The organism is Flavobacterium sp. 22659 (genome assembly GCF_052044235.1).
GTDB classification, from domain to species: domain Bacteria; phylum Bacteroidota; class Bacteroidia; order Flavobacteriales; family Flavobacteriaceae; genus Flavobacterium; species Flavobacterium johnsoniae.
Map to the genome: position 1 here is coordinate 1 of NZ_JBQEMU010000043.1, position 10,471 is coordinate 10,471.

Here is a 10,471-nt window from a genome sequence, read left to right on the forward strand (position 1 = left end):
TTGTTGGTTTGGACTAAACTTGAATTGTTGTTGAAGGTTAGTGATCCTCCTGTGTTTACCGTTACTGCATTGGTGATGTTTAGAGTATTAGTGCTGTTTACAGTTAATGAACCTAAATTTGTCACTGATAGAGTATTGGCGTATGAATTGGTATTAGTTCCGTTAATAATTGGTTTATTAGTAGTATTTGGTATTACAACACAGTCAGATGCAGTTGGTACGCCGCTTGGTGTCCAGTTTGATGCAATATTCCAGTCAGTATTAGTATTTCCATTCCATACTTTTGCAATTACTTTTACTAAAACAACTGCAGACACAGAAGAACAAGCGCCGTCATAAGCAGTTCTTCTAAACCAAGTGTCTTGTGTTAAAGTTCCAGAAGTATAATTTTGTCCATTGTTTGTTCCAGATGCAGCAGAGAAACCAGTTGTATTGCTGGTTGTGCTGCTTTCCCATAAATAAGTATAAGTACCACTTCCTGTAGGGATAGATCCGGTAATTGTGCCAGGTAAATTTCCTGCACATATAGATTGAGAATAAGATGCAGTAACGTATAATCTTTTAGTTGTTCCTACACAAGGGTCTGTAAAGTTTGCATTTGTAGCTGCAATTGAAATTGTATTGCCATTACCTAAAAGCGCACTTTCAACTACTGATTGACTAGTTGCCGCGTGGCAGAAAGGATTTGTAGCATATGCTCCGCAAGTTGTTCCGGTTGGGGTTCCATAACTGGCAAAACTTACATTGTTAAAATAGGTTCCCGCTGGAGCAGTCAGGCTTCCTGTCACATTTTCTACAGGCTGCATACAAACTGTGCCTGAAGTTCCGTTGCTATAACTAATAATATTATTACCTGCTCTAACAGTGATTGTAACTACTGTAGAAGTTGCTGTATTGCATGCCCCACTTGTTATTGCTCTATAATAAGCAGTTTTTGTTAAGGAACCCATTTGAGAACCAGTTAAGACTGCGGCTGTAGCTCCGTCAATATTGTTGAAATTTGTATTATCTGTAGATACCTGCCATTGTATGTTGCCTCTATAACCGCTTAAAGAAATATTTGCAGGCTGTGTTCCGTAACAAATCGATTGATTGGCAGAAGCTGTTCCGCCAGCACTTGTTGGACTGTTTGTAATTGTAATCGGTGCACTCTCTGTAAAGTTACAAGCCGTTCCAGTTCCAGCAACATTACTGGTAGCAAGACGTCGATATTGGTATACTATATCACTTGCTGTGCTGTTAGCAACCATTGCAGGAGGATCATATGTTCTTCCAGTCGCTCCAGAAATATTAGAAAATCCGCCACCGTTGGTTTGTATCTGCCATTGAAAATTGATATAGGGATTTGGTGCATTAAGATCAGCGCTGTTATATTCAAGAGACCCTTCGATAACCCCTGGATCTCCCCCATTACAGAAATTTACAGTAGCCGGAGCTGTAATTGTATTTAAAGCGGCATCAAATGGTGTTATGTTAAAAGCAACTCTGTTGGCACCTGCATTTTCATAGTATTCTAATGTAAAAATTGGATTTGCAGGAACGTTTACCAAAATGTTGCTGTATGTAGTAGCGCCTTGTTCTACCCATCTGTCTAAAATATACCCGCCATTATTTATAGATAATCTTACTCCATCATCTCCTATTATTCGAATTAAATAACATCCTGCGGGTCTTGTTGACTGCATTCGATATCTAACAGCAAAACCTTCTGTATACATCGAAGCTCTTTGGACTCCATTTGAGAATACAGGAAAACATGTGTAGTCTCCGCCAAAGTTTGTGTCAAAATTTTCTGTTCCAATGGTATAATACCCTGCATAATTCGTAGTAGTAAATGGTGAAGGCGCAGCACCTGTTGAATTATAAATATGACCTATCCAGGTATTATTTGCTCCTGCTGTTGTTTGACTGTCAAGATTATTGCGGGAAGAATTTAATGTTAGGCTCATTGTGCCGCTGTTTGTGTCTGTACAACTGCCCGCTAGAAAAACACGTATTTGTCCTGAAAAATTTGCTGTCCAGGTAATTGATGTTCCAGTGGCTCCTGAAGAGCTAATATTTGGAGTTAAATTGTTATTTGAACTATCTAATAAGGTCAAATTTTCGTTGCCAGAAAAAATATTCCCTACAGAAAAAGTATAATTATATCCTGAAATAACATTTACTACCGCATATTGTCCTGAACTTATAGTACCTGTTTGGGTATTGCTATAATCAATACAAAACGAATAATCTGATCCTGCTTGGGAAGTAGGTGTAGGAGTACATGCTCCTACTATGTTAACTCGTCCGTTTGCTCCATTCCCACCAGACATATTTCCCCACCACCAATGATACTCTCCGCCGCCACCGCCACCGCCGGGTGAGGTGCCAGGATTTCCATTATCATCTCTTTGCCCAGAACCACCTGTCCCAGGAGCATTTCCTGCATCACCACCATTTCCTCCACTTGCATTTCCTGTCACTCCATTAGAGCCTGATGATGTTGTTCCATTTCCTCCAGTCCCACGTGTACCTGCATTTCGGCTGCCTCCAGTACCTCCATTAGCAGTAACAGAAATTCCACCATAACTCAGTGTGGAATTGCCTCCTGCTGTACCATTACCTGTAGATCCAGTTCCTCCTTGTCCAACACTATATGTTATTGTTTGACCTGGAACAACAGAAAATGTTCTGGAAGAATACCCGCCGCCGCCGCCGCCGCTTCCTCCATTATTATTGCTGGTTGAACCTCCTCCTGCACCACCTGCACCCCAAACTTCAACTGTAATACTATTAATACCTGCTGGAACTACCCACGATCTAGTACCAGGAGAATTATCTGAAACTGATGTTTGTGCAAATGAGTAAAAAGTAAGAATAAATAAAAAAGATGAAAAAAGTAGTTTTCTAATCATAGTAGGCGTGGTATTAATTTTTTTGTTTTGGGATAAATTCAAATAAAAAATTTAGAATTTTGTCATTTACAGAATACAGATTTTTTATATGCTAAAATGTTAAAAATCTTATTAATATTTGTTTAAGATCTTGAACAGTTTAACAAACAGAATTTGCCTCAAAAATATTACAATTTGGAATAAAAAACAACTGTGTTAAATGCTGTTTTTGATAAAAGTGAATAAATTATCATAAAATTTAACAGTTGTTTGTTTATTTTTAGCAATTAGAGTTAAAAAAGAAAGAAAATACACATGAGTAAAATTTACACTGCAAAAGAAGCTTTACAGAAATTAGAGCATTTTTGTGCTTATCAAGAGCGTTGTCATGATGAAGTAGTCTCTAAATTATATAGTTTAAAAATGACAACGGAAGAGGTTAATATAATTGTTGTTCAGTTGATTGAAGGAAATTTTTTAAATGAAACTCGTTTTGCATGCAGTTTTGCAAGAGGCAAGCATCGAATAAAATATTGGGGAAAAATTAGAATTACAAATGAATTAAAAGCTCGTCATATTTCTTCAACAAATATTGCGCTAGCCTTAAAAGAAATTTCGACTGAAGAATACTTCGAGACATTTGAAATTCTTTCTGAAAGATGTTGGAATTCTATTCAGGAAAAAAACATACTCAAAAAAAGAAAAAAATTCTGCGATTATATACTTCGACGCGGTTATGAAAGTGATTTAGTATATGAAAAAGTTAAAGAATTAGAACAAAATTTAGATTAGAAAAATATAATAAAAATCGTATTTCATATTATTTTTCTCGTGATAATTTCTTTAGCTAAAATATCCTAAATTCCTTACGGAATAAAAAATAACCTATAGTTGTTAAATATCGCTTTTCTACAGATTTTTTATCATATCAGACGTTTTTTCGATTATTTTCTTGAAAACCGAACTCAAAACCCCATCATATTACGGATTTTTCTTATTTTTAAGAAAGCCTTTTTATAAGAAATTCCATAAAATGTTAATTTTTACTATGTATTTCATCGATTATTTTATCATTTTATCGATTATATAGCAGTTGTGAAAACCTTAATAAAATCAAACACGTAGATGTATCTATATTTGCTCGGTTCGAAAAACTATGCCAGCATAACAAACTGATAGAAAAACATCTATATGAAAAAAACTCTACTTTTATTCTTGTTTTTGCCTTTCTTAGGATTTGCACAAAATGTTGATTTTGTACAATGGAATGGATCAACCGATTTAGCACCAACTATTCTGCACAATTTTGTTGATGCAAGTAATGTTACAGGAGCAGGTTTTTCAAATGGTAATCCAACTCCAACTAATGATGGAATTGAAGGAACAAATTGGCCTACTGCTAATGCAATTGATTTGAACAAGTACATTCAAATTACTTTAAACCCAATTTTAGATGGAAGAATTATATTAAATGAAATTCAGTTTACTTACAAAGGAAATTCATCAGGATATCAAGTTCGTTATTCTAAACAGGCTGACTTTTCAACTTCTGCTATTTTAACTACTATTACAAACGCTGTACCTTATAACACTCCTACATCGGGGAATCTTTCTGGATTAAATATTGCAATTAATGCAGGAGAAAAAATATACATTCGTTTTTATGCCTATAATGGTGGAGGAACTTGGAAATTAATGAATAATAATCTTCTAAAGCTAAGAGGAACTATTGTACAGAATCCATCTCCTATGAATGGAACATACATAGTAGGAAGCGCTGCAACAGCAAGTTTTCCAACTCTTACAAGCACAGTTAGGGCATTAAATGCTGTTGGAGTATCTGGCGCAGTAAATTTATTACTGGATAATACTACATACAACAGGTCAACAGGGGAAACTTTTCCATTAGTGATAAATCCTTACCTAGGAAACACAAACTATAAAGTAACCTTTAAACCAAATACTAATAGAACTGTTAATATTGAATCTACAAATTTTCCATCTAGTACTTCAACACCAGCTGTTTTTAAACTTAATGGTGTCGACAATGTAGTTTTTGATGGTAGTAATGTAACAAATGGTATTACAAAAAACTTAACTATATACAATAATAATCAATTAAGCAGCGACAGAGCCGTTATTTGGATTGCAAGTGAAAATAATAGTAACGGTGCAAATAATAATGAAATTAAAAATTTAATTTTAAGACAATATGCTCGAGGAACTTATGATTTTTCTGTTGGTGTATTTGGTGGAGGAAACAGCGATATTACAAGTAGTGCACAGACCGCTAACTCTTTTAATGTCATAAATAATGTAACTTTTACAACTGTTGGTCAAGCGGTTTATTTAGAAGGCAGTTCTTCTTCATTGTCATCAGGATGGAAGATTCAAAACAACGTAATAGGAGGAACAACAAATACAACCAAACCTCACGTTGGTATTCGTTTGAATAATGCTAAAGATTATGAAGTGTCACAGAATACTATTTCTGGGGTTTTAAGATCAAATTCGAACAATACTACTACTCATCTTGCAGGTATTTCAGTTTATGGAACAAGTAATGGAGTTATTTTTGGTAATAAAATAAGTGATGTTTACGATTCAGCAGGAAGTCCGACATATTGTGCAGGAATCTATGTTGATAGTGGTAATAATAGTATTTACAATAATTTCATTAATAATATTAGTACTAGCACTAATAATGATAATACCAGTAATTATCAATACAAAGGACATGGTATTTTTATTAACAGTGGTGCTCAAAATAAAATTTATCATAATACTATTTCAATGGATAACACCTCTGCAGGAGGAAGATCCTCTTGTTTATTCATAGCAGGAGGAAGTAATATTGGAATTAAAAATAATATATTTTATAATTCTCAAACAAATGGAACACAGTATCTAATTTCTTCAAATACGGATCATACTGCAATAACAGAATTTGACAACAATAATTATTTCTTAAAAAGTTCAGGTACTTTATCAAATAGATTATCAACAGGAACATATACAACTCTTACAACATGGAAAGGAGTATTTCCTTCTACTAAAGAACAAAATTCCATAAATGTTGAGCCACAATTTATTTCAACAACAGATTTTCACTTAGCACAAAACACAACAAATTCTGGATTGCATGCTAAGGGAACGCCAATTTCCACTATTACTACAGATATTGATAATGAAACCAGAAGTACAACTGCACCTGATATGGGAGCTGATGAAATTATTGTCTGCGAACAAGGTGATCAGACTTCTTTTGGTAATAATAGCTGGATAGGTTATGTGTATAAATGGTCAGGAAGTGTACCAAATCCAGCAGTAAATGCAAGTCCTGCTACAGCAACTAATGTGTTTATAGGGAACGTAACAGAACCGGCAATTTTTGACAGAAATATTGGAAGTGGTACTGTTAGAGGGGTTATTACTAATATATGCGGATCTGCACCGGCAGATAACTTCTTTGTACGCTATAAAATGCAGACAACAACTACAGCAGGAACTTACAATTTTACAATTGGAGGAGATGACGGCGTAAGATTATATGTTGATGGGAATTTAATAAATGTAGCTCCAGCAAATTCTTATGCAATTCATAGTTATACTACTTATGCCGCACAAGTTGTTTTAGCAGCAGGTACTCATAGTTTTGTTTTAGAATATTTTGAAAATGCTCAAGATTCACGAGTTTCATTTTCATACGGAGAAATCAAAGGTGATGTATCGCTTCCATATGGAATTAACAAATGGAATGTTTATGGTTTTTCTGCTGCAGATATTAATTTACCTGCCTATGCCTATGCAGGAACATATGTAGATAATAACCTAAATGTTAACACACAAACTTCTTGGAATAAAAACAACTCACCTTCTAGTTTTTCAGGATGGCAGGGAGCACCGATAGGAATTGATCAGTTTACTGTAACGTATAGACGTGAAGGTTTTCCTTGTGGAAGCTATCAAATTCAATTAGTAAATTGTGATGATGTAGGTGAAATATATCTTAACGGTACTAGAATTTTTCTTCAAAATGGATATACAACAGCGTTAACAAACGTGGGTACTTATGCATTAAATTCAGCTTCAAAAATTGAAGTCCGTCTTAGAGAAGATGGAGGAGATGCTAATATTGCTGTTAGTTTTGTAACAGTTCCTAATAACTATGATGGAACATCAACTCCAGCACCTGGAACAGCAATAACAATTGCCTCGAATACAACTTTGGCATCAGATCTTAATGTTTGCTCTTGTACTGTTAAAACAGGAGTAACCTTTACGATTCCAAATAATAAAACTCTTACTGTAGATGATGCTTTAATTTTTGAAGGAACTGGAAAACTTCTTATAAATGACGGAGGATCATTATTGCAAAATAATACAACAGCAAATGCATTTCAAGGAGGCAGCACTAATTTTGAGATGCAAAGAAAAACTGTAGTACGTCGTTACGATTATACATACTGGTCATCACCATTAACACTGGCTTCTGGTTTTACACTTTACAAAATGTCTCCAAATACTCTTTCTGACAAGTACACAAGCTATAACCCAAATGCAAGCTGGGTAATCAGTTATGGCGGAGGACTGCCTATGACTCCGGGAGAAGGATACAGCGTGAGAGGTCCGCAGAATTTCGATATTGTTACTCCAAGTACACAAACAGCTTCATTTATAGGAATTCCTAATAATGGTGATGTTGTTAAAACAACTGTTCAAAACAAGTTTAATTTACTTGGAAACCCATATCCTTCAGCTATAGACGGTAATAAGCTTATTAGAGATACCAATATAGGAACGATTTATTTATGGACTCATAACACACCTCCAGCTAATGATGGATCAAGTAATAAATACAAATATGCTTCAGCAGATTATGCGGCGTTTAACTTATCAGGAAGTGTTAGAAACGGCGGAGATGCAACAGGCCCAACAGGATATATTGCTGCCGGTCAGGGATTCTTTGCTAAACCAATTACAACTAGTATTACATATACTAACAGTATGAGAGTAAGCGCAAATAATGGAAATTTCTATAAAACAGCAAAGACAGAAAATCTTGAAAAAAACCGTGTTTGGCTGAATTTATCAAATGCTGAAGGAGCTTTTAAACAAACTTTGGTTGGTTATATCGAAGGAGCAACAAATGGATTAGACTTGAATTACGATGCGGCCAGTTTCAATGGAAACACTTATGTAGATTTTTACAGTATCAATGAAACAGCTAAATTTTCTATACAAGCACGTGCGCTTCCATTCGAAAACAGCGATGTAATTCCATTAGGATACAAAACAACAGTTGCCGGAGATTTCACAATCTCAATCGATCATGTTGACGGATTCTTTGATAATCAGAATGTATATCTAGAAGACAAAACAACAGGAGTTATTTCAGATTTAAAAGCACAGGATTACACTTTTAAAACTGAAGCTGGAAGCTTTACAGATCGTTTCGCACTTCGTTATACCAATAAAACATTAGGAACTGATGACTTTGAAAATGTTAATGAAGGCCTTTTCGTTTCTATAAAAGATAAGGTAATCAAAATAGCTTCTGCAAAAGAAAACATTAAAGAAATCCACATATTTGATATAACTGGAAAAAGTATTTATCAAAAAGGAAAAGTTGGAACAACAGAATATTCAATATCGAATTTACAATCAAGTGATCAAGTTCTATTAGTAAAAATTATTCTTGAAAATGATTACACAACAACTAAGAAAGTGATCTTTAAATAATAACAGAAATAAAATAGTAAAAATCCGACAGTGGAAACTGCCGGATTTTTCCATGTAAATACAATTCATAATTAAATAAAATATTGCATTAACAAAATATACTCCATAACCCAATCAACCAAAAAAATATAAACTGATATGTGCCCAAAATCACTTTTGTTTACCCGTTCTTTATTTTTAAATTTTTTATTCATCCTTTTTTTTATATCGACAAATGTTTTAAGTCAATCTACTGTATCCAGAATTTATACAGATTGGAGAGGCTACTGGACATCTAATTCTTCGACAGCTGTGGGCAATCGTCCGGATCTTGAAAATAATTTAATTGGTTTCAGTTGGAGCGGTAAAACGTATTCTACTGGTGTTAATGATGCGGCTCTTGATGCAAATTCTGTAACGTACAATAAACAAAAATTCAGAGCCCTAAAAATTCAAACATTAGGTTCTACTACCAGCACTTATTTTTTACAAGGTTCTATGATCGATGGATCAAACACTGTTACAAGATTAGATCCGCCGCTAACAGGTGCTACCGCTACAGGTGCAGAGCTTGCGTCCAGATTAACTGATGGAGCAAATGGATTATCACTTGGAACTGGGGTTGCAAACATAAAAGCTGGAACGGCAGAATTTAAAATTGGAACAAATAATTTAAATACAATTGGTATTAATGATGGAACACCGGATTTAATTGTAACTCAGGTAGCAGAGTATGGTGGGACTCCAGATAAATTTAAGTTTATTGATGCTGCAGGTAATACTGTTGGTAAAGAATTATCAATAACTTTTAGCAGTATTACCCCTTCTATGGGAACCTACAGTCTGGATTTGTTTAACATGAACGGGACTTATGCTTTTACTCCGGCTGCAACAAGAGAGCTGAGAATGATTGCAATTGAAACGAGTGAATTTGAAATTAATGCATCAAATGCATCATTGGTAGATCGTTTTGTAGTAACTTTTTCAGGCAGCTCAGATTGTGCTTTTATCGCTTTTAATACTAATTCCTTAAAGATTGCCGAATTAAATTTGCTTAAAACTGCTTCGATGTCCTCTTGTGGAACTGTGGGAAGTAAAATTGATTATACATTTGAGGTAAGAAATCCTGGAGAGGTTCCTATTACAGATATCCATATCACTGATCCAAAACCTATTAATTATACCACCGGAAATACTATTTCAAGTTTAGCTCCCGGAGCTTCAGTTACATTAAGAGGTACATATACTGTTACAGCTGCAGATGTAACACTGGGAAGAGTTATTAATTCTGCAAAAGTTGCAGGAACTGATCCTTCTTTTAATATTGTTGAGGACATTTCAGGAACATCTTTTGCAAATGATACACCAACTTCAATAGATTTATTAACACCTCCGTCAATTGGCACTACTATTAATACAACTTGTACTGATTTAGGAACTGTAGTCTTAAATAATTTACCAACATCTGGCAATTGGGAAGTTGAACGTAGTCCTGATGGACAAATAACAAGAGGATCGGGTTCGAGTACAACTATCACTGGTCTTGTTGCCGGAACAGTCTATAGTTTTAAAGTAACTAATGCTGCCGGTTGTAAATCTCCTTCAAGTACCACTGTATCGGTAACCAATCAATCATCAACCACTTGGAATGGAACCTCTTGGTCCAATGGAGATCCAAACAGCACAAAAAGTGCCGTTTTTACAGGAGCATATACCTTTGCAACAGATTTTTATGCCTGTTCTTGTACTGTTAATTCACCTGTAAATTTAATTGTTCCGTCTGGAATTACATTAAACATCACCAATGCAGTAACCGTAAACACTGGCGGAACTTTAACCTTCAACAACAATTCAAGTTTAGTCCAAACCAACAA

4 protein-coding genes are annotated in these 10,471 nt (G+C 34.8%); 3 read left to right on the plus strand and 1 reads right to left on the minus strand.

The window, feature by feature from the left end; genetic code table 11:
- Positions 1-2,897, minus strand: a 2,897-nt coding sequence (locus ACTJIW_RS24080) for a glycine-rich domain-containing protein (protein ID WP_440718495.1), incomplete at its 3' end; no start/stop codon positions are given.
- 294 nt (positions 2,898-3,191) lie between these two features.
- Between ACTJIW_RS24080 and ACTJIW_RS24085 the strand changes: the two genes are divergently transcribed.
- From ACTJIW_RS24085 to ACTJIW_RS24095, 3 genes are all read left to right on the plus strand, one after another.
- Entirely contained in the window at positions 3,192-3,668 is a 477-nt protein-coding gene (locus tag ACTJIW_RS24085; RefSeq protein WP_440716912.1) for a regulatory protein RecX, read from the plus strand.
- A gap of 399 nt (positions 3,669-4,067) precedes the next feature.
- The gene (locus tag ACTJIW_RS24090) at positions 4,068-8,618 is read left to right on the plus strand and encodes a T9SS sorting signal type C domain-containing protein (protein ID WP_121359846.1); all 4,551 of its coding nucleotides are present in this window, start codon (positions 4,068-4,070) and stop codon (positions 8,616-8,618) included.
- Between the two features lie 138 nt (positions 8,619-8,756).
- The coding region (locus ACTJIW_RS24095) for a DUF7507 domain-containing protein (RefSeq protein ID WP_440718496.1) at positions 8,757-10,471 on the plus strand (1,715 nt) is incomplete at its 3' end.